The 21,373-nt window shown below is 61.6% G+C and carries 18 protein-coding genes; 12 read left to right on the top strand and 6 right to left on the bottom strand.

Annotation, left to right across the window (positions count from 1 at the left end; genetic code table 11):
- Nucleotides 1–97 precede the first annotated feature (97 nt).
- Together AC3FLX_RS02080 and AC3FLX_RS02075 are read left to right on the top strand one after the other, a co-directional pair.
- The gene (locus AC3FLX_RS02080) at nt 98–352 is read left to right on the top strand and encodes a hypothetical protein (RefSeq protein WP_488693402.1); all 255 of its coding nucleotides are present in this window, start codon (nt 98–100) and stop codon (nt 350–352) included.
- Entirely contained in the window at nt 349–1,626 is a 1,278-nt protein-coding gene (locus tag AC3FLX_RS02075; protein ID WP_488693400.1) for a dicarboxylate/amino acid:cation symporter, read from the top strand. The genes AC3FLX_RS02080 and AC3FLX_RS02075 overlap by 4 nt, the downstream gene beginning before the upstream one ends.
- Nucleotides 1,627–1,688: 62 nt before the next feature.
- Here AC3FLX_RS02075 and AC3FLX_RS02070 read toward each other — a convergent pair whose 3' ends face one another.
- From AC3FLX_RS02070 to AC3FLX_RS02060, 3 genes are all read right to left on the bottom strand, one after another.
- The gene (locus AC3FLX_RS02070; protein WP_488693708.1) at nt 1,689–2,015 is read right to left on the bottom strand and encodes a DMT family transporter; all 327 of its coding nucleotides are present in this window, start codon (nt 2,013–2,015) and stop codon (nt 1,689–1,691) included.
- Between the two features lie 73 nt (nt 2,016–2,088).
- Entirely contained in the window at nt 2,089–3,078 is a 990-nt protein-coding gene (locus AC3FLX_RS02065) for an SLAC1 anion channel family protein (protein ID WP_488693398.1), read from the bottom strand.
- A gap of 595 nt (nt 3,079–3,673) precedes the next feature.
- Nucleotides 3,674–4,057: a hypothetical protein gene (locus AC3FLX_RS02060; protein WP_488693397.1), complete on the bottom strand. Its 384-nt coding sequence runs from the start codon at nt 4,055–4,057 to the stop codon at nt 3,674–3,676.
- 260 nt (nt 4,058–4,317) lie between these two features.
- On the opposite strand from AC3FLX_RS02060, the gene AC3FLX_RS02055 reads away from it, so the two are divergent.
- The 3 genes from AC3FLX_RS02055 to AC3FLX_RS02045 all read left to right on the top strand — a co-directional run bounded on the left by AC3FLX_RS02055 (nt 4,318) and on the right by AC3FLX_RS02045 (nt 8,791).
- Complete coding sequence (locus AC3FLX_RS02055) at nt 4,318–5,274, top strand: GlxA family transcriptional regulator (protein WP_488693386.1); 957 nt, start codon at nt 4,318–4,320, stop codon at nt 5,272–5,274.
- 66 nt (nt 5,275–5,340) lie between these two features.
- Entirely contained in the window at nt 5,341–6,945 is a 1,605-nt protein-coding gene (locus tag AC3FLX_RS02050) for an MFS transporter (protein WP_488693379.1), read from the top strand.
- Between the two features lie 640 nt (nt 6,946–7,585).
- Nucleotides 7,586–8,791, top strand: a complete 1,206-nt coding sequence (locus tag AC3FLX_RS02045; protein ID WP_488693378.1) for a lactonase family protein — start codon at nt 7,586–7,588, stop codon at nt 8,789–8,791.
- A gap of 52 nt (nt 8,792–8,843) precedes the next feature.
- Here AC3FLX_RS02045 and AC3FLX_RS02040 read toward each other — a convergent pair whose 3' ends face one another.
- A complete protein-coding gene (locus tag AC3FLX_RS02040; RefSeq protein WP_488693376.1) occupies nt 8,844–9,041 on the bottom strand; it encodes a hypothetical protein in 198 nt (65 codons plus the stop codon).
- Nucleotides 9,042–9,203: 162 nt separating this feature from the next.
- A complete protein-coding gene (locus AC3FLX_RS02035) occupies nt 9,204–10,115 on the bottom strand; it encodes a LysR family transcriptional regulator (RefSeq protein WP_488693374.1) in 912 nt (303 codons plus the stop codon).
- Nucleotides 10,116–10,521: 406 nt separating this feature from the next.
- Here AC3FLX_RS02035 and AC3FLX_RS02030 point away from each other — a divergent pair, with 406 nt between their 5' ends.
- The 4 genes from AC3FLX_RS02030 (at nt 10,522) to AC3FLX_RS02015 (ending at nt 14,588) form a co-directional block, all read left to right on the top strand.
- Nucleotides 10,522–10,722 (top strand): DUF3311 domain-containing protein, encoded by a 201-nt coding sequence (locus AC3FLX_RS02030; RefSeq protein ID WP_488693706.1) that lies wholly within the window; start codon nt 10,522–10,524, stop codon nt 10,720–10,722.
- Nucleotides 10,719–12,221 (top strand): monocarboxylate uptake permease MctP, encoded by a 1,503-nt coding sequence (gene mctP / locus AC3FLX_RS02025; RefSeq protein WP_488693372.1) that lies wholly within the window; start codon nt 10,719–10,721, stop codon nt 12,219–12,221. Before AC3FLX_RS02030 ends, mctP begins: the two co-directional genes overlap by 4 nt.
- 159 nt (nt 12,222–12,380) lie before the next feature.
- Nucleotides 12,381–13,457 carry a porin gene (locus tag AC3FLX_RS02020; RefSeq protein WP_488693370.1) on the top strand — a complete coding sequence of 359 codons (1,077 nt, stop codon included), beginning with the start codon at nt 12,381–12,383 and terminating at the stop codon, nt 13,455–13,457.
- Nucleotides 13,458–13,667: 210 nt separating this feature from the next.
- Nucleotides 13,668–14,588, top strand: a complete 921-nt coding sequence (locus AC3FLX_RS02015; protein WP_488693368.1) for a LysR family transcriptional regulator — start codon at nt 13,668–13,670, stop codon at nt 14,586–14,588.
- Between the two features lie 26 nt (nt 14,589–14,614).
- On the opposite strand, the gene ilvB is transcribed toward AC3FLX_RS02015, so the two are convergent.
- Complete coding sequence (ilvB, locus tag AC3FLX_RS02010; RefSeq protein WP_488693704.1) at nt 14,615–16,417, bottom strand: biosynthetic-type acetolactate synthase large subunit; 1,803 nt, start codon at nt 16,415–16,417, stop codon at nt 14,615–14,617.
- A gap of 676 nt (nt 16,418–17,093) precedes the next feature.
- Here ilvB and AC3FLX_RS02005 point away from each other — a divergent pair.
- The 3 genes from AC3FLX_RS02005 to AC3FLX_RS01995 are packed head-to-tail and all read left to right on the top strand — an operon-like array spanning nt 17,094 to nt 21,308.
- Nucleotides 17,094–18,683: an MFS transporter gene (locus tag AC3FLX_RS02005; protein ID WP_488693702.1), complete on the top strand. Its 1,590-nt coding sequence runs from the start codon at nt 17,094–17,096 to the stop codon at nt 18,681–18,683.
- 13 nt (nt 18,684–18,696) lie between these two features.
- Entirely contained in the window at nt 18,697–19,773 is a 1,077-nt protein-coding gene (locus tag AC3FLX_RS02000) for an HlyD family secretion protein (RefSeq protein WP_488693366.1), read from the top strand.
- Nucleotides 19,770–21,308 carry an efflux transporter outer membrane subunit gene (locus tag AC3FLX_RS01995; protein ID WP_488693364.1) on the top strand — a complete coding sequence of 513 codons (1,539 nt, stop codon included), beginning with the start codon at nt 19,770–19,772 and terminating at the stop codon, nt 21,306–21,308. The genes AC3FLX_RS02000 and AC3FLX_RS01995 overlap by 4 nt, the downstream gene beginning before the upstream one ends.
- The last annotated feature ends 65 nt before the right edge of the window (nt 21,309–21,373 follow it).

Genomic DNA, 21,373 nt, shown 5'->3' with positions numbered 1-21,373 from the left:
CGTCGCACTGCGCGCAAGCATCGGCTCCGATAATCGATTTCCGATATGCCCCCTTCGATCCTGCAAGGGGCATCGGATCGATTCATTGGAGCGCATCATGAGTAACGAAGTTACGCTGTATCACGACGGCTGCAACATCTGCTTGTCTGTCGTCGACGCGGTGACCCGTCTAATCGACGCCGACAGACACGATCTGCGTGTCATCGACTTGAGCATGGAACGAGACCTCGCAGCCCAGGCGCAAACGGCCGGGGTCAAGCGACTGCCCAGCCTGGTTCTGGATGGCAAGGTCTTCGAGATCGATCCCCATGCGCCGATCACCGAGTTTCTTGCGGAGCCGGCGAAGTCATGACATCGCATCGACTCCCCATTTATATCTTCGTGGCAATGGTGACCGGCATCGTGGTGGGTGCCGCGGTTCACTACGCGTATGGTCCTGAAACTGCGGTGGCCGTCGGCGGTTACCTCTCCATTCTCAGCGACATCTTCCTGCGGTTGATCAAGATGATCATCGCGCCGCTCGTCTTTGCCACGCTGGTCGGTGGCATCGCCGGCATGGGCGATGGCAATGCCGTAGGCCGCGTGGGGATGAAGGCCATGAGCTGGTTTGTCGTCGCCTCGATCGTGTCGCTGCTGCTCGGTCTGGTCATGGCCAACCTGACGTTGCCGGGCAAAGGGATGAACCTTCCGCTGCCGACGGCTGATGCCGTCACCAGTCTCAAGACCAGTTCGCTGAATTTGCGCGACTTCATCGCCCACGTGTTTCCAAAGAGCATCGTCGAAGCGATGGCGGGCAACGAAATCCTGCAGATCGTTGTGTTCTCGCTGTTCTTCGGTATTGCACTGGGGCGTCTCAAGGACGGTATCGGGCAACCGCTGCTGCAATCGGTGGAAGGGCTTGGCCAGGTCATGCTGAAACTGACCGGTGCGGTCATGATGTTTGCGCCGGCAGGCGTATTCGGCGCGGTTTCGGCAGTCATTGCCACGCAGGGGCTGAGCGTGCTGCTGGTCTACGGCAAGCTGCTTGGTAGCGTTTATCTCTCCCTGGCAATCCTGTGGGTCCTGATGATCGGGGCGGGCTATGCCTTTCTTGGACGCCGGGTGTTTGCGCTGCTGCGCGAGATTCGTGAACCCCTGTTACTCGGCTTTGCGACGGCAAGCAGCGAGTCAGCCTACCCCAAAGTCATGGCTCAACTTACGCGATTCGGCATCCGCGACCGCATCGTCAGTTTTGTCCTGCCGCTTGGCTACTCGTTCAACCTCGATGGCTCGATCATGTACACGTCGTTCGCGGCACTGTTCGTGGCACAGGTCTATGGCATCGAGCTGTCCCTCGCGCAACAGGTGACGATGCTGTTGGTATTGCTGGTGACGAGCAAGGGAATCGCCGGTGTTCCGCGTGCATCGCTCGTGGTCGTGGCCGCAGTGCTGCCAATGTTCGGGCTGCCTGAGGCTGGGATTCTGCTGGTGCTCGGCATCGACCATGTGCTCGACATGGCACGAACCGCGACCAATGTCCTCGGCAACGCGCTGGCAACCGCCGTGGTCGCACACAGTGAAGGTGCGCTTGACACGCACGCTGATGCGTCGCCCGTCGCAGGGGCCAGGCACGTTGGATATCGCTGAATCTCCGCGCAGGCGGCCGCATCGGATGCGGCCGCCTGCGTCAATCAGGTTGCCCGCGTTAGTCAGTGAACAGCGGGCGAAGCCAGCTTCAGCCCGATGACACCACAGAGAATCAGACCAATGCACGCGATGCGGGCAATCGACGTGGATTCCCCAAGAAAGAGCATACCAACCATCGCCGTGCCGGCGGCGCCGATGCCCGTCCAGACCGCATAGGCGGTGCCGACGGGCAGAACGCGCAAGGATAGCGTCAACAGGAAGATGCTGGAAATACCCGTGACGACAGCGTAGAGGCTTGGGCCGGGCCGGCTAAAGCCGACCGACCATTTCATTCCGAAGGCAAAGGCGATTTCGAGCAATCCGGCAATGCCGAGCAGCATCCATGACAAGTTCAATTTAATCTCCTGGATTTCAAAAACAGTAAGGGCCCCCGAAGGGGCCCGTAGTGAATGACAAGGGGAATCAGCCAACCAGCAGGCGGTGGGTAAAGAGGCGGTGAAGCGTACGCACCAGCAGCACCAGGATCGCGGCGCTCAGCAGGAACAGCAGGACGCCCGCCAGCAGATTCAGAATCCAGGTGTTGGCATGCATCGCGTACTTCAGGGCGGCATTCACGAGCGCGGCCATCGGGAAGCTGATCGCCCACCAGGACGCGGCAAACGGGATCGAGCGACGGAACACCTTGAACGACAGCGAAACGAACAGGAACAAGCCAAAGTAGAATAGCAGGCCGGCGAACATATCCACGTGCTGCGTAACGTTGACGTAGGCCAGGAACCCCACTTCGAACGGCGCGATCATGATGATCAGCGACGGCACCATGCCATTGGGCAGCGGATCGTGATGCACGACGCGCGAGAAGATCATCGTAAAGAAGACCAGCGCCATCATCGTACCCACCGCAATCGCGAACATGGTCACTTCATGGGCCCACGCCATCGGCATCGTGCCACCCGCCACGGCGATATCAAGCGTCGCGACACCGGGAATCAGCCAGGCCGGCGCGGCATGCGCGGGATCTTCCTTGCCTCGGAACAACCGGCCGGCAATCACGAAAGTCAACGCAATCGTCAGCACGGTTCCGATCGTCCAGACAATCTGCCCGAACGATTCGCTGTACTCGCCCACGATCGACGACAGCAGCAGAATCGCAATGGTGATCGTTCCGAAGAAGTTGCCGGCGACCGGATGCATGAACTCGGCCTTGACGGCGTCCGGATAGCGCAGCCACTTGGCCACGTATCCGGCCGCCAGCGCAAGGAACGTCACGATGGCAACCACGCCGACGCCTTGTGCAATGACCGGGTCAACGCCGAACAGGTGATGCGCGCCGCGCCACGCGAGTGAAAGGCCGGAGAGGCCCATCACAGCGCCGAACAGATTGACGGGAAGATGCTTGACCGAACTGCGCGGAGCAGAAGAATGGGCCGCGGCGGTGGTGACAGTACTCATGATTTCCTCAGTGTGCTTGGCTGCGTTCAACACCCGGAACTTGTCTGGCGTGCTGGTAGGCGTTGCGAACATCGCTGCCTGGTGAACCGATTATGGAAGTCGGACAGGCAGACCGAAAGCTCACCAAGACGTCAATTTCAGCCAATCGTCTTGAGGTGAAAGACAACGGAAATAAATGGGACGCACGAGGTCTCTTTCGGCATCGTCGCAGCGCTCCGGCAGACGCGTTGCCGCGCAATCAGTCTTTAAGGAATTAGTTAATTAATGCCGGCCAGTTCGACGACGCGACTTGCATTCGCATGTCGAAAAAATGGGCGGTCCTGGTGGGACCGCCCGGAGGAAGCAAAGAGAAGGATCACGCCAGCCGAGCCCCGCAAAGTGCAAGACGGGCAGCAGCCAATTCCGCATGCCGTTCAGAACGAGAACGGGAAAGGCCACACCTGACGGAGCATCAGGTTGCCCGTTGCGCTGGCGTGGTCGACTCGCGCCTGCAGTGCGAATCGACAGAAGCATGATAGCGATGGGTGCCCTGCTGTATCGGCCATCGTGATGCGACTATCGGCCAGGACGCCAGCCGCTCGTCAGGCACCATCGATCAGGGCAACGAACCGCTCGTCAGTACATATGGCACGCCGCTACTGGCCTGGCATCGGCCCAATACGGTCAGGCCCTGATAGGCAAAATCGCAATGGAGATTGGTGCCATCGGTTGCAAAAAGCAGGGCCTGCCCCGAAGACCCCGACGACGTCCACGCGGTCGGTTGGTGCGATCGATCCCTCGAATCCGTGAATACCGGATGCCACGTCGACTGGTTTAACACGTAGGTACCGGAATAACGCTTACCGTCGATCGCCCCCGCTACGGTGCGATCGACGGGATTGAGTTGGAATTGACTGGATTTTCCGGACGGATCGACAAGCGCGACCTGCGTCATGCAGCCGGCTACCAGCCATGTCAGGGCAAGGATGCTGTATTTCATGGGCGTCAGCTTATGACGGTGCCGCGCAAATGTTGTGTGCCGTGTCTGCTCCTGCGGCAATCTTGGCCGCGACTGTCGTATATGGCGCGACGCCCAGCATCAAGTGAGCAAAAGTCCACATCAACTTGCGGATGAATTCAGCCAACGTGGTGTCATAACCTGCCACCCCAACTGGCGGAAGCCTAAACTCTGCATAGAATCCGGCCATCGCCAACTACTGGATTCGCGTGCCTCCATGCACCGTCTGCGAGCGTTACCCCATGAAGATTGCTGTACTGGCCTTTCCCAAGGTTCAAATGCTGGACCTCGTCGGCCCGATCGACGTTTTTGCCGAAGCCGCGCGCCAACTAGGCGATCCGACCACCTACACGTTCGAGATTGTCTCCGCGGTGGAGGGTCCCCTCCTGGCATCCAACGGCATGCGTATCACCCCCGATTCCACGCTGCGAACCAGCAGCCCTGACATCGACACACTACTGATTGCCGGCAGTTCTTCCGTCAAGCTGATCGAAGAGGACCCGACCATCCGGGAGTGGTTGCATCGCTACGCGCGGACGGTACGCCGGCTCGCCTCCGTGTGCTCCGGCGCCATGTTGCTCGCGAACGCGGGTCTGCTCGATGGCAAGCGCGTCACGACTCACTGGAACGAGACGACCCGTCTGTCCGAACGCTTCCCCGCCGTTCACGTGGAGCCCGATCAGATCTTTGTGAAGGACGGGAATCTTTATACGTCCGCAGGCGTCACTGCCGGCCTGGACCTTGCGCTGGCGATGGTGGAAGAAGACTTCGGCCGGCCGCTTGCACTGAAGGTGGCGCGTGAATTTGTGATGTTTCTTAAGCGCCCTGGCGGACAGTCTCAGTTCAGCACACATCTGGCCGCGCAGGTGGCACAGAAGGGTGGCATCCGGGATGTCCAGGACTGGATTCTGGAAAACCTTAGCCAGCCACTGTCAGTGGAGGAACTCGCGGCGCGGGCGGGCATGAGTACGCGGAATTTCGCGCGCATCTTCAAACGCGAATCCAAGGTCACCCCGGCGGAATTCGTGGAGCGCGCGCGGGTGGAGGCTGCACGGCGTTTGCTGGAAGATACGCGCAGCCCGCTCAAGCGGGTGGCGGCGGTGACCGGCTTCAACGACCCTAATGGCTTGCGGCGGGCATTTCTACGGCAGATGCGGGTGTCCCCCGCCGAGTATCGCGAACGCTTCCATAACGACTGAAGTTTCGTAGCAATCACTGGGCTATCATGCGCAGGATCTCGGCTTTCAACCTGCACGGGAGTGAGCTTGGCCAACCCGGATCTTCTCGATAGCGACCTTGAATCCGCTAAGACCGCGCACGTCGTAGCCGTTCAAGCCAGCCCGTGCGACGAACTCGTCATCCGCGCGCAGCCCACTGCGACGGATCGCCCGTGCCGGCGCAAGCGTCTGGCGCTCGCCGCGACCATCCTCGGGTCAAGCATGGCGTTTATCGACGGTTCCGTCGTCAATGTCGCGCTGCCCGCCATGCAGAGTGAACTCGGCGCCAGCGTCTCCGAAATGCAGTGGGTCGTGAATGCCTATCTGCTCTTTCTCGGGTCTCTCGTGCTGGTCGGCGGGTCGATGGGCGACAAGCTCGGCCGCCGCACCGTCTTTATCGCGGGGATCGGAATCTTCACATTGGCGTCGATTGCCTGCGGTCTCGCGCCCGGTGCGCGTTCGCTGATTGCAGCGCGCGTTTGGCAGGGGATTGGCGCGGCGTTCTTCGTCCCCAGTAGCCTGGCGATCATCGGTGCCATTTACGAAGGCGAAGCGCGTGGCCGCGCCATCGGCACATGGTCGGCCGTCGGGGCGATCACGTCGGCAGTGGGGCCGGTGGCGGGTGGGTGGCTGGTCGATGCGCTGTCGTGGCGCGCGATATTCTTCCTCAACGTCCCGCTTGCAGCGGCAACGATTGCGCTGGCGATATCTTCCGTGCCGAACAGCCACAAGCTCGACGCGCCGCAACGGCTGGACTGGCCCGGCGCACTGAGCGCGACGGCGGGCCTGGCCGCCCTGGCCTATGGCCTGACCGAGGCATCGACGCGCGGCTTTACGGACCCGCTCGTACTGGGCATGATCGGCGCCGGCGTGGTCGTGCTGGCCGCGTTCGTGAGGATCGAAGCGAATAGCCGTCATCCCATGATGCCGCTCGACGTCTTCCGCTCGCGCGATTTCACCGGTGCAAACCTCGTCACGCTGCTGCTCTACTTCGGTCTCGGCGGCATACTGTTCTTCCTGCCGTTCACGCTGATACGCGCGCATACCTATACCGCTACCGAGGCGGGCGCGGCGTTGCTGCCGGTGCCGGTCATCATCGGCTTGTTCTCTCGCTTCACCGGTGGCCTGACGAGCCGCTTCGGCGCGCGGGTCCTGTTGAGCGCTGGCCCATGTGTTGCCGGCATCGGGTTCGCCATGCTGGCGCTGCCGCTCGTGCGCGAAAGCTACTGGATCGGATTCTTCCCCGCGCTGGCCGTGCTCGGCATCGGCATGACGATCACCGTCGCACCGCTGACGGCAACTGTGATGGGATCGGTGCCGAGCGAGCACGTAGGCGTTGCATCCGGTATCAACAACGCCGTTGCGCGCGTGGCGGGCCTGTTGGCCGTTGCGGTGCTCGGCATCGTGTTCGTGTGGTCGCATCAGGCGTCGCTGTCCAAGCGGCTCGACGAACTACACGTTCCTCGGGAAGCGCGGCAGACCGGGGCGTTGTTGGCGCCTGACGCGCAAGCCGGGGCGGTAGCGGGAACCCCCTTGGCCGTGGCGGACGCTGAAGCCATCGGCGATGCGCTGCGCGCCGTCGCGCTGGTTTGCGCCGTGTTCGCGTTCGCCGAAGCGGGACTTGCGGTAGCGACAATCGGGCCACGCAAGTGATTTCGTGCACCACCCACGCCTTGGCGTGTGTGGCCCGGCGAATCCCAATTTCCCCGATCAGCGTGACATCCAATGGCATCGATTTGTCCCCAAAACAGGGGACGCGGAGATCGTCACCCCTCTGCTAGACTCGCGCGCAAGTGCCCACGATGGCACGGCCACCTCGCCGTCGACAGGTTGGGGGGGTACGTACAGGATGCGGTTCGGGTCCATGCATTGACGCTCCCCTGACGGTGCCTTCGCTATCGGAAGCGCGCTGCACGCAGTGGCTTGCCTACGGGTCTGGCAACACACCTCGTCACGGGTCCCTTTCCCATTTCTTGCGATAGACCGGTGACTATCGGCGGACCGCGCACGCCGTATCCGCCGCGATGGACGGTCGATAACAATCAAAAAAAAAACGGGAATAAGAGCTATGCGAACGATGAATCGTCTTACCTGGACATGCGCGGCTCGTTCGCGCGCAGTCCTGTCTGGCCTTTCCATGTGCCTGGCGTTGGCCGCTTGCGGCGGAGACGGCGATAGCACGACGCCATCCGGCGCCGCATCGACAACCCCGCCAGTCGCCAGCGGCCCGGCACCGGCCGCGGCAACGTATTCGGTGGGCGGCACTGTCTCCGGCCTCGTCACTGGCACACAAGTGACGCTGCTGAACAAGAGCGGCGATGCGCTGACCGTCAACGCCAACGGCTCCTTCGGCTTTTCGACCAGCATGACATCGGGCAGCAGCTACGCTGTCAGCGTGGGGACACAGCCGAAGGGCCAGACCTGTGTCGTGTCCAACGGGTCGGGCGCGGTCGCCACAAGTAGCGTTACCAGCATCGGCGTGACGTGCTCGCGGATCGGATATGCCTACGTGACAAACTCGTCGGATAACACCATCTCGCAATTCATGATCGGCGCCGATGGCGCGCTCACGCCTATGGCTACGGCCCGTGTCAGCACCGGTGGCTCCCCGCAGACCGTCACCGTGGATCCGTCCGGCAAGTATGCCTATGTCGCCAACATATCGGATGCCACCGTCTCGCAGTTCACGATTGGTGCCGACGGCGCGCTCACGTCTATGGCTACGGCCAGTGTCGGCACCGGTGTCGGCCCCCAGTCCGTCGCCGTGGATCCGTCCGGAAAATATGTCTACGTGGCAAACAGAGGGGGGGCCAGTGTTTCGCAATTCACGATTGGCGCGGACGGCGCACTCACGCCGATGCCAACTGCCATTGTCAGTACCACGTCCTACCCCGCCTTCGTCACCGTCCATCCCTCGGGCAAGTATGTGTATATCGCCAACTACCTGAACAATACGGTGTCGCAGTTCACGATTGACGCCGATGGTTCCATCGCGTCATTGCCTATGACCAATTTCAGCACTGGCCCAAACCCGTACGCCATCATAGTGGACCCGACTGGCAAGTATGCCTACGTAGCAAACAGCGGGAGTAATACGGTCTCGCAGTACACAATTGGCGCGGACGGCGCACTCACGCCGATGGCTATGCCCAGTGTCGGCACAGGTGCCGGTTCCAACCCGTATGCCTTGGCTGTCGATCCAACCGGCAGGTATGTCTATGCAGCAACTGCGGTGACTGACACCGTCTCGCAGTTCACAATTGGCGCCGGCGGCGCGCTCGCGCCCATGACAACGGCCAACGTCGGCGCCGGCCGCCTCCCGTACGACATCACCGTGGATCTGACTGGAAAGTATGTCTACGTGCCGAACTGGACGAGTAACACCGTCTCGCAGTTCCTGATCGATGCCAGCGGCGCGCTCACCCCGATGGCAACGGCGTCCGTCACCGCGGGAAATCACCCGACTTCCGTAACGACCGCATACGCCCCGACGCACTGATAGCCGGCGGCGATGGCGCCGCCAGCACCGTTCCCCAATCGATGCGGACGACTCAGGCACCCTCGGTGTACGGATCGCGCGGCTCGGTTGCGGAACGATTGAAGGTGCCCGCCGCGACCGATTGCGTGGCGACGCGGCCCTGGCTGCCGTCGAGGCGGTCGCGGTCCGACGTCAGCGACGACGCGGTTGCGCTCGATGCGAAACCATAGAGGGACGAGAGTGCTACGCCAACCAGTAGAAGCTTGTACATGATGATCTCCAGAGAGTTTGGATGCTGTGCGGTCAAAGCCGCGAATCCACTCTATGTCCTCATCGAATACGCAACAACGATCCCGGATCGACACACCGTCCATCGCCGTGAACGAACTTGCGAGGCACACTGTTCGCTCTGGTCCGGCACTCTCTGTCGCACTCACACTCCCGCCTCGGGTACATCGAGCGCTTCCAGCAGCGCGCGAACTTTCGCTGGCGGGAGCCTGCGTGCCGGTGTCAGCGCGTACACCTTGAGCGGAGAGGAAAGATGCTGCGGAAACAGCCGGACGAGCTTTCCGCTCTTGAGCTGATCTTCGATATAGGCAGGCAGCAATCTCACAACACCCAGGCCATCCAATGCGGCCCTCACTCTTATCTCGACGTTGTACGTGCGAATGGTCGGTGATAGCGCCATACGTTCCACCTCCTGGCCATCCTCCATAAGATCCCAGTACTCATCATCCATGTCGACGATGGTCGGCCACGATTCGATATCCTGGAGTTTCCGAGGGAGACCGCGTCTGGATATCATCTCCGGCGCCGCAAAGAATGCCCTTTCCATTGCCACCACGCGCTTGCTGACCAGGGAGCTGTCGGGCAGCCGCGCATCGGTCTTCACGAATGCAATGTCATAGCGTTGCTCAAGAAGATTGGGGATCTTCCGCGTATCGTCGATCTCCACTCGCAACTCGGGATGCGCCTTAAGCAGCTTTCCCAACGCCGGCGCCAGGTGAAGCCATCCGGTCTCATATGGCGCAGCCAACCGCAGCGTTCCCGATACTTTCTGTTGGTTCGATCTTGCATCGTTGTCCGCTTCCCGCAATTCATTCAGCAACGGCTTGATCCGGGCGTATAGCGTCTGGCCCAAATCCGTCACCCGGATTTTTCGGGTCGTGCGGTCAAGCAGCCTGTTGCCAAGACGCGCTTCCAGACGTGAGAGCGAAAGACTGATCGATGATTTTGGAACGCCAGTCATGTCGCTGGCACCGGTAAAACTCCCGGCCTCGACAACCCAGCAGAAGTTCTCCCAATCGTTCCAGTACGCAGCTTCATCAGATTTTTTGTGGAGCATCACTTTTTACGGCACCACGGCCGTCCCATTCATTGACACATCGCCGTGCATTCCTGCCAGCCGGCACTTGATGAATGGTACGAAGCAGAGACCGTCTTCATCGCGCCATCAATAGCGCTACCTGGCCAGTCTGTTCGTGATTCACGCCAACCCGCAACGGGCGTTTCCACGATCGGTCTATTGCATCACATCGTGATTTATTTCGTTCGATCAGCGTCACGGACGCGGACGAGTATGGCGAATGCGCTGCTGGCCAGATGTTCGTCAACTTTGGCCTGAGATCGCGCTTGTTGGTCGGCACCATATGCGCGCGTTTCACTACCATCCTTCTCAAGGGAGCAGCGATTCAGCATGCGTTCCCTCGATGGGCGAATGCCAGTGTCCGCCCGAGTACAGCAGGAGAACAATTGTGAAATCGCCCGACAACGGAGGCCGCAAATGGCTGTGGCTCCTCCTCTTCGCCCCCTACATCGGCCTCTTGTGGTTGCCGTTCTATAACGCCGCGCAGCCAGAGTGGTTCGGATTCCCGTTCTTCTACTGGTATCAGTTCCTGTGGGTACCGATCACTTCGTTGTTGCTCTACATCGTCTACAGGAGCATGAAATGATCAAGACCGCGGAGATCGATAGTGTTGCAATGGCGGTGTTCATCGCCTTCTTTGCGCTCGTGACCGTATTGGGCTTTGTAGCAGCCCGATGGAAGCGCGGCGACTTGTCGCAACTACATGAGTGGGGACTCGGCGGACGTCAGTTCGGAACCGTTATCTCCTGGTTCCTTGTCGGTGGCGATTTCTATACCGCCTACACCGTCATTGCGGTACCCGCCCTGGTCTATTCCGTCGGGGCGTATGGGTTCTTCGCCATGCCGTACACGATCATCGTCTATCCGTTCGTGTTCGCGGTCATGCCAAAGCTGTGGGAAATCTGTCATCGGAAAAACCACATCACCGCTGCCGACTACGTTCAGGGTGAAGTCGGCGGAAAGTGGCTGCCTGCCGTGGTGGCGGTGACGGGCATCGTTGCGACGCTTCCGTATATCGCGCTGCAGCTCATCGGCATGCAGGTGGTGATCAAGGGCCTCGGCGTCGATGGCGAACTGCCGTTGATCGTGGCCTTCGCCATTCTGGCCGTGTACACCTATTCGAGCGGATTGCGGGCCCCAGCGATGATTGCCTTCGTCAAGGACATCATGATCTATATCGTGGTCATCGCGGCGATATCGATCATCCCGACCAAACTCGGCGGATATGGTGCGCTGTTTCATGCGGCGGATACCTTCTTCCAGGCCAAGGGCGGCGCGACCGGCATCATCCTCAAGCCAACGCAGTTCACGGCGTATGCCACGCTGGCCCTCGGGTCCGCGCTGGCCGGGTTCATGTATCCCCATACGATGACGGGCGTGCTGTCGTCCGGTTCGGCGAATACGGTACGCAAGAATGCCATCGCCCTTCCGGCCTATACGTTGCTGCTGGGCCTGATCGCCCTGCTCGGCTACATGGCGATTGCGGCGGGGATACACGTCACCTCCGCGTCGGACGTGGTGCCCGCGCTGTTCGCAAAGCTGTTCCCGTCCTGGTTCGTCGGCTTCGCGGCGGCGGCTATCGCAATCAGCGCACTCGTTCCGGCCGCCATCATGTCGATCGGCGCGGCGAATCTCTTCACGCGCAATCTGTACAAGCCACTGGTCTCGCCCAACGTCACGCCCGAGAAGGAAGCCAAGACCGCCAAGTTGTTCTCGCTGGTCGTCAAGTTTGGCGCGCTGCTTTTCATCATCGTGCTGCCGACGCAATACGCGATCGATCTGCAATTGCTCGGCGGTGTGTGGATCCTTCAGATCTTCCCGGCGGTTGTGTTCACGCTCTATACCCGGCGCCTGACAGCTACAGGTCTGCTGGCTGGATGGGCCGTCGGCATCGTGGTTGGCACGAGCCTGGCGATTTCCCTTGGCTTGAAGCCCGTCTATGCCCTGCGCATCGGCGGCGAGGTCTACCCAACGTACGTTGGCGTGCTCGCCCTCGCGCTCAATATCGTTGTATCGCTTGCGGTGTCGGCCGTCACGCAGGGGCGCCGCGTCCGTGAAGTCGAAGGTGCCGCTACCAGCAAATAGAACAAATAGCGCAAATAGCGCGTTCGCATCCACGCCCCTCCTCCGGAAGCAGGGGCGTGGATGGTCGAAAGGAAAGCGGTTTAGGGGTCGAAGTCCATACGTAAGTCTGTCGCAGTCGTTTTATTTGTGAGTCCCATCAAAAGAGCAGGAGGAGTTTTAATGAAAAAGGTTGTTGCGGTGATTGCTACATCGGTCGCCGCCAATATGGTTTATGCCCAGACGAGCGTCACGCTGTACGGCGTTGCCGACGCTGGCATCGAGTACATCAATCATTCGGGGAAGAACGGTAACGGTCTCGCACGGGTAACGTCCGGAAACCAGTCCGGGTCGCGTTGGGGGTTGCGAGGCGTGGAAGACCTGGGCGGCGGAACGAAGGCCGTCCTTCAACTGGAAAGTGGTTTTGACATCGACACGGGGGTTTCCGGACAGAGCGGTCGTCTGTTTGGCCGCGATGCGTACGTCGGTCTGGAGAGCAAGTACGGTGCGGTGCGCCTTGGCCGACAGCAGACGTCCATGCGCGAATTCGGTAGCACCTACGATCCGACTGTCATCGCCGATCGCTATGGCGTCCTGGCGATGGTTCCGGAATTTGGCGCACGGGCCGACAACGCAATCAAATATCTCGCCACGTTCGGCGGATTGAGCGCGCAGGCCTTCTACTCGTTCCAATCGAACGGTGCCGAGGTTGCCGGCAGCAACGTGTTCGGCCGGGAGTTCGGCGCATTCGTCAACTACGCAGCCGGGCCGTATTCCGTCGGTCTGGCCTACGACGATATCCATTCGGGTACGCCCGCAAACCAGGCGCCGGTCATCCGGCGCGTTTCCGTCGGGGGCGCCTATTCGTTGGGCGCCGCCAAGGTGTTCGCGGGATATCGCCTGGCAAAAGCGTATGACGGTGCGAAGCTGACAGGCGCCCAGGCGCCGGATGCGGGTTCCAATTTCTACTGGCTCGGCATGACCTACAAGGTGACGCCGGCGTTCTCACTGATGGGAACCGCCTACTACCAGGACTTCAGCAAGACGGGGTCCGATCCGTGGCAGTTCGTGTTGACGGGCGACTACGCGCTGTCCAAGCGCACCGACGTATATGCATCGGTTTCGTATGCCCTCAACAAGGAAAATTCGCAGCTCGGCGTCAACGGCTTCAATAGCGGCAGCGGTACGACCGCGGTCTACAACGTGCAGCCGGGCAAGGACCAGTTCGGTGCCGTAATGGGCGTCCGTCACCGGTTCTGAGAATGGCCCCGGCAAGCGGGGCCTGGACAACATCGTTTCTAGACTCGGTGGTTTGACACTTTCCTTTCCTCCGATTGGCGTGGTGGCTAGTTTGGCACCACGCCCTTTTCTTGCCCTTGGCCCGCCGAACGATGCGTTCACACAGACTTGCGTGCAAAGAGATATTTCCAGAAAATCCAGGAACTTCCTTCCGCCTGGCGAGAGAATGAGATGAACCTGTTCGAGTCGATGTCTCTCCTGGTCGCCGTTGTCGATGCGGGTAGCTTTTCGTCCGCGGCGCGCAGCCTGGGGGTGCCGCTGCCGACCGTGAGCCGCAAGGTGGCGGACCTGGAAACCTACCTCAAAACACGATTACTGCACCGCACAACGCGCAAGCTATCGTTGACCGAGGCCGGCATCGCGTACGTGGAGTCGTGTCGACGCATCCTGGAGCAGGTCGGCGAGGCGGAACGCACCGCCGCTGGCGAACACGCCTCACCGCGCGGCGAACTTGTCATTACCGCGCCGGTGAATTTTGGACGACTGCATGTGGTGCCCGTCGTTGCCGAATTCCTCGCGGAGTATCCGGAGATCAACATCAACCTGGTGCTCACCGATCGCGTGGTCCATCTCATGGACGAGCACGCCGACGTGGCGGTCCGGATCGGTGAATTGCCCGACAGTACGCTGGTAGCGACGCGCGTCGGGAGTGTCCGCCGGGTTGTATGCGGAAGCCCTGCCTACTTGCAGGCGCACAGCGCCCCCGCCACGCCACAAGACCTCGCGGCGCACGAGTGCGTCACATTCGAAGTCATGGCGTCGATGCGCGCCTGGGTGTTCGGTATGGGAAGACGCGAGATCGCCGTTCCCGTGCAGTCGAGGCTAACCGTCAACACGGCGGAAGCCGCGATTGCCGCAGCGACACTCGGCGTCGGACTCATCAGAGTACTGTCCTACCAGGTCAACGACGCCATACGCAACGGCACCCTTACCGTTGTGCTCGAAGCATTCGAGTCCGCGCCGCTGCCGGTGAGCCTGGTGCACAAGGGAAAGGGACCACTGCCGCTGAAGCTGCGAGCGTTCCTCGACTTCGTCACACCGCGTTTGCGCGCGCGCACGGCACCGCCGCTCACCGCCAACGCGGGTACCTGATGCTACGAGTACCCGCGCTGGCCGGACTAGAACATGTCCGCCGCGGGTTGCCCCATTGGCGGGTGGTCGTCTGCCCCCGGTTTCATGCGTGATGGAATGAAGGGGCCCGTGATCATTCCGGCATAGCTCTGGCCAGGCCCGACCATCGGGAACACGTCGGCATCCTCATCGATCATCACTTCCAGGAACGCCGGCCCCTTGAATTCGACGAATGCCCTCAGCGCCGCTTCAAGCGTATCGACGTCTTCCACGCGCCGTGCGAACTCAAAGCCATCGGCCTGCGCCGCCTGGACGAAGTCCTTCCGGTGTAGCGCCTTATCGCTCACGTACATGCGCCCGTCAAAGAAGAGGCGCTGCCACTGGCGGATCATGCCGTCGCCGCGATTGTTGAAGAGCAGCACCTTCACCGGTACGCCGTAGGTGGTCGCGGTTTCCATCTCACCGAGGTTCATGCGGATGCTGCCGTCGCCATCGATATCGATAACCAGCGCATCGGGCCGGGCGATTTGCGCACCGATCGCCGCAGGCAGACCAAAACCCATCGTGCCCATGCTGCCCGACGTCAACAGACTCCGTCCATCGTTAAACGGAAAGTACTGCGCCGCCCACATCTGATGCTGTCCAACCCCAGTGCTGATAATCGCGTTTCCGCCGGTTATCTCGCCAAGCAGTTCCACCACAAAGTGCGGCTGGATCTTGGGATTGGCGCGATCGTAGTTCATGCGATAGGTTCGCTTCAGCTCACTCACGTGCCGCAGCCACGGCTCATGCGCGAGTTTGATCGCCCCCTGGTCCATCAATGAAACCAGCGCGCGCCTCGCGTCCCCGACATGGCTCCATTGCGCCCGTTTCACCTTGTTGATCTCCGCCGCGTCGATGTCGATATGGGCCACGTAACGCGCATTGGGAGCGAAGGCGTCCGGCCTTCCGCCGGCCACGCGATCATCGAAGCGCGCGCCAACGGCAATCAGGAAGTCGCAATCCTCGACCGCATAGTTCGCGGTTGCCATACCGTGCATCCCCAGCATGCCCAGATACAACTCGTGCTTTGCGGGCATCACGCCAAGCCCCATCAGCGTCGAGACGACGGGAATCTCATACTGTTCGCAGAACTGGCGCAGCTCCGCCGTCGCCCCCGCATTGATCACGCCGCCGCCGACGTAAAGCAGCGGCCGTCGGCTCTGACGCAGCAGTTCGAAGAACTTGTCGCGCTTCCTGCCTTCGAGCTTGTCGCCATGCGCCACCCGCTTGAGACGTTCCGAGTAGCCACGGAACTGTAGCGTGCCGTGCCCGTGATACGGGCCGATCCAGTTCTGCACATCCTTTGGTACATCGACGACAACCGGGCCGGGACGCCCCGTGCGGGCCACTTCGAAAGCCGTTCGCAGCGTGTGCTCAAGTTTCTCCGGGTCGGTCACGAGAAACACCTGCTTCGCGCACGCCGACATGATGTTGAAGACCGGTGCCTCCTGGAATGCATCGCTGCCGATGGCGGCACGCGGCACCTGGCCACATATCAGGACCACCGGTACCGAGTCGCCGTTGCAATCGGCGATCGGTGTTACCGCGTTCGTCGCGCCCGGTCCGGACGTCACCATGAACACGCCGACCTTTCCACTTGCGCGCGCATAGCCCGCGGCCATGAATCCGGCTGCCTGCTCATTGGCCGGCACGACCAGGTTGATCTGTCGTTCCGGTGTGGCCTCATGCCTGGCGTTAAAGCGGAATACGGCGTCGTACGTGGGCAGAATCGCGCCGCCGCTGTAGCCGAACACGGTATCGACACCTTGCTCGCTGAGTACACGAAGGATGATGTCGGCGCCCGACATCACTTCGGTGGTTGCTGCCGATGTCTCGGGGAATGGGGAAACGGATTGGGTAGCTTGGGGCACGGGTAATTGACAAGGAGATTGGCGCGCCGCATTCGCGGCCACCGGGTGTATGGACAATCTCTCCCTTCCAACTTGAGAACAGCTTATGTTCGGCGCCAGAGCGTGGACGTACGCAGTTGCGGGTTCTCCGTGCCCTGCGGTCCAACTCACACCTGTTCAGTGTGCTTCTGGGGAATTGTGAGGGTGCTGTGCGCAATTGTGGCAACGATTCGCTCTGTTCGCTCGCCACGATGAGCGTCTCGCAGGCCAAATATGCGCGATTCCTGGCCAAGCAGCGGAAGCACTGTCTCGATCAACTGGCAGTCGCATCAAGCCGCCGATCAGCCGACACCTCGCTACTTTTTAACGCGGGGAACAAGACTAATTCGTCTGAGGATGCCAGTGAAGGACCGCCGACATCGCCTGGCAAATTTCACGCACAAGTTGGCCCGATACCGACGCGCTTGGGCCGCAAGAAATACTTCCGATCTCGTACATTGAACGCACCAGCACTCGTGCTGTAAGGCGTGCGGAATCCCCAGTCAGCAAGACACGCATGCATCGCCGCCCAAGACCCATCGACTGCCAGGGAATTTCCATGAGCACCGCCTCCAGTACACAGCCGGCTAACGATATGCCGCCAGCCGCGCAGCAGCCGCCACCACTACCGGCGCGCACCGATTCGACTCCCGCGCAACCCGCGGCCGCGCAGGCCACGCTTTCTCTGCGTGTTGCCACTGGCCTTGTTGGCGTACTGCTCGCATCGTTGCTGGCAATCCTCAACGAACAGGTCACGGCCCTCGCTCTCGCCGATGTGCAAGGCGTGTTCTCGGTGGGGCGCGACGACGGCACGTGGCTTACCACGCTTTTCGAAGCCGCCAATGTGGCGACGATGGTCTTCGCGCCCTGGTTTGGCATCACCTTCACGCTGAAGCGATTCACGATCGGCGCGGTGCTCGCCACCATGTTCCTTGGCGTGCTCTGCCCGCTCGCACCAAACCTCGATGCGTTGTACACGCTGCGCGTGCTCCAGGGCATCGCTGGCGGGTGCCTGCCGCCGATGCTGATCATCGTGGCGCTTCGCTATCTGCCGCCGAAGGTCAAGCTCTACGGACTCGCCGGCTACGCAATGACCGCGACATTCGGCCCTGCACTTGGCACGCCGCTCGCGGCACTGTGGACCGAGTATGTCGGCTGGCAGATGGTCTTCTGGCAGATCGTGCCGCTTGGCGTGGTCAGTTGCCTCGCCGTGCGCTGGGGGCTTCCCGACGATCCGCTCAAGCTCGAACGGCTTGGCGCGTTCAACTGGACTGGATTCCTCACCGGCTTCCCCGCGGTGGCCATGCTCGTCATCGGCCTGATGCAAGGCGACCGTCTGGACTGGCTGCACTCGCATTTCATCCGCGTGATGTTCGGTGGCGGCACGCTGCTGTTGGTGGTGTTCCTGTTCAACGAATGGTTTCACCCGGTCCCGTTCTTCAAACTTCAGTTGCTGGGACGCAGGAACTTCACGCACGGGTTGCTGACGCTTGCGGGCGCCGTGATCCTGCTGGTCGGCGTGGCCGCCATTCCCGGCCAGCATCTGGCCCGACTGCACGCATACCGTCCGCTCCAAACGGCGCCGTTGTCGTTGCTGGTGGCCCTGCCATTGCTGCTGACGCTCCCGTTGACGGCCGCGATCCTGAATGTCCGACGCATCGATTCCCGATGGGTCATGGCGGTGGGACTCTGTCTGATGGCGACGACCTGCCTGCTCGGTAGCTACGTGACATCGGAATGGATTCGCGACAACTTCTTCTGGCTGCAATCGCTGCAGATCGTCGCGCAGCCGATGCTGATTCTCTCGATCCTGATGGGCGTCACCACCGGCTTGCCACCCACCGAGGGCCCTTTCGCATCGGCCATGTTCAACTCCCTGAAGACGTTCTCGGCTGCCGTTGCCACGGCGTTGATTGAAGGGTTCGGCACAGGGCGCGAGCGCTTCCACTCGAACGTACTCGTGGATCACCTCGGCAACAGTGCCGGCATGTCCGGGCGCAGCTTCGACACGGCGCAGAACCTCGGACAGCTCGCCCATCGCATTCATGAGCAAGCGCTCGTGCTGACCTCGGCAGACCTGTACCGCGCAATGGGTTGCCTTGCCATCGGACTCCTGATCCTTGTTCCGCTTCTTCCCGTGCGCATCTATCCGCCCTGGTGCACCACACCGCCTTCCAAAAATTGAGTAAAGGTCAATCATGTCTTCCGCAAAACGCCCCCCCGTTAAAAACCTCCGCCTTGCCGCAGTCATCGTTGCCGTCGGTGTCGTTGTCTGGGCCTGCACAGGTCTGATGTTCCGCTCAAGCAGCGAGTCCACCAACGACGCCTATGTCACGGCCGACTTCACGCTGGTTGCCCCGCGTGTCGCAGGACAAATCGCCGAAGTGCTGGTGGACGACAACCAGTGGGTAAAGGCAGGTCAACTGCTGGTTCGCCTGGATGACCGCGACTTCCGCGCCGCGTTGCAAAGTGCCCAGGCCGACGTCGTGGCGGCCAAGGCGCTCGTTGCCAACTTCGATGCGGAGATCGCCAGGCACCCCGCACTGGTTCAGCAGGCCAAGGCCAAGCTCCAGTCCGACGATGCATCCATCTCGTTCGCACGCGCCAATGCCTCGCGCTACCAGAACCTTTCCGATGCCGGCGCCGGCACCGCACAGGAGCAGCAGCGCGCATCCAGCGCCCTGGCCGAGCAGCTTGCACAGCAAGCCCATGATCGCGCGGCGTTGAGTGCGGCCGAACAGAATCTCGATGTCCTGCGCACGCAGCGCGACAAGGCACTGGGGGCGCAAGCGCGCGCCGAGGCAGCGTTGGAGCAGTCCAGGCTCAATCTCTCCTATACCGAGATCCATGCGCCCGTGGACGGCAAGATCGGGCGACGTTCCGCACGGGTCGGTGCGTACATCACGACAGGTGCGCCGGTGCTGGCAATCGTCCCGGTCTCCGATGCTTACGTCGTCGCCAACTTCCAGGAAAACCAGATCACGCATATGCGTCCCGGCCAGAGCGCCCGAATCAGGGTCGACAGTCTTCCCGGCGTCGAAATCCAGGGTCATATCGACAGTCTCGCTCCCGCCACGGGCGTCAGCTTTGCAGCAATCGCCCCAGACAACGCGACCGGAAACTTCACCAAGATCGTCCAGCGCGTGCCAGTGAAGATCACGATCGACCACGGTCAGAAGGCCGCCGCCGAGCTTGGCGTGGGTCTCTCGGTGGTGGCGGACGTCGACACTGACCAGCGCGGCGACGCGCCCCGCCAGGGAGGTAACAAGCAATGAATGCCGAAGAATTCTCTCCGCGCGCTACCGCGCTCGCGTTACTCGCGGCACTTGTGCTTGCGGGCTGCGCCGTCGGCCCCGACTTCAAACGCCCGGAATCGTCCACACCGGATGTCTTCCAACGGCTCCAGTCCGCGCAATCCGAAAGCCGCCCGGTCGACACCGAGTTCAACGCGGACTGGTGGACGCTGCTGAACGATCCCCTGCTGAACGAACTGGAGGACCGACTGGCCCAGGCAAACCTTGACGTCGCGGCGGCATCGGCGCGTCTGGGACAGAGCCGGGCGACACAGCAGGTGGTTGGCGCCGCTCAGCTTCCGAAGCTGGACGGTGCCGCTTCCTACTATCGTGAGCGTGGCAGTCCCAACGGTATTCTCTCGCTGCTTGGCGCCTCGCCCAACGCAAGCCCGCCGCAGCCGGCATCTGGCGGCTCCCCGCTCGGCGTCGCCCCGATGCCGGGATCGAGCGGATCGCCTCCGTTCGATGTCTACCAGTTCGGATTCGATGCCTCCTGGGAGATCGATGTCTGGGGCCGTGTGCGCCGCAGTGTCGAAGCCGCCGGGGCGCTTACCGATGCGTCGTTCGAAGACCGTAACGCTGTGCTGCTGTCGGTCCGCGCGGAACTGGCGCGAGACTATGTGGAATTGCGCGACATCCAGTCGCTGCTGGAGATCGCCAATCACAACCTGGCCATTGCCCGCGACACGGCAAAGCTCACGCAGGTTCGGGCACGCGAGGGGGTGACGACCGACCTCGACGTCGCCAATGCATCGGCCCAGGTGGCATCGATCGAGAGCCTGATTCCGACGCTGGAGGCGCGGCACGATGCCATGATCAATGCGATTGGCCTGTTGCTGGCCGAAGAACCCGGCGCGCTGCGTCAAAAGCTAGGCGAGGCGCGCGACATGCCGGCGCTCCCTGCGCGCGTACCCGTTGGCCTGCCATCCGAAATCGTGCAGCGGCGTCCCGATATCCGGCGCGCCGAGGCGAACCTTCACGCGGCCACGGCATCGATCGGCATGGCGAAGGCCGACTTCTATCCGCGCATCACGCTGAATGGCAGTGCGGGCTTTCAGAGCCTGCAGCTTTCGAATCTCGCCGACTGGGCCTCGCGTCAGTTTGTCGTCGGTCCGTCGATCTCCATTCCGATTTTCGAGGGAGGCCGGCTCAAGGGCACGCTGCGTCTGCGCGAAGCGCAGCAGCAAGAGGCGGCCATCGAGTATCGCCATACGGTGCTCAAGGCATGGCGTGAGGTGGATGACGCGCTGGTCGCTTACGATGCCGAGCAACGTCGCCGAGACAAGCTCGTGACGGTCGTTGGCGAGAACCAACGGGCGCTGTCCATTGCCCAACAGCGATACAAGGCTGGCGCCGTCGACTATCTCGATGTGCTGAACGTGCAGCGGCAACTCCTTCAGGCCCAGCGCAATCTTGAGGAGAGCCGCGCCGCGGCGGCCACCAACCTTATCGTGCTCTGCAAGGTCCTCGGTGGCGGTTGGGAATCGACCTACGGCAAAACCCCCGTCGTCAACTGACGCAGCGCGCTGGCTACCTCGGTAGCCTTCTCTGCGAACTCTGTCTTGAGCGGCACCTTCCGGCG

The organism is Cupriavidus sp. 291-E7, from assembly GCF_057798835.1.
The sequence above is the reverse complement of the archived record's forward strand: the minus strand, read 5'-3'. Positions and strand labels throughout refer to the sequence as shown.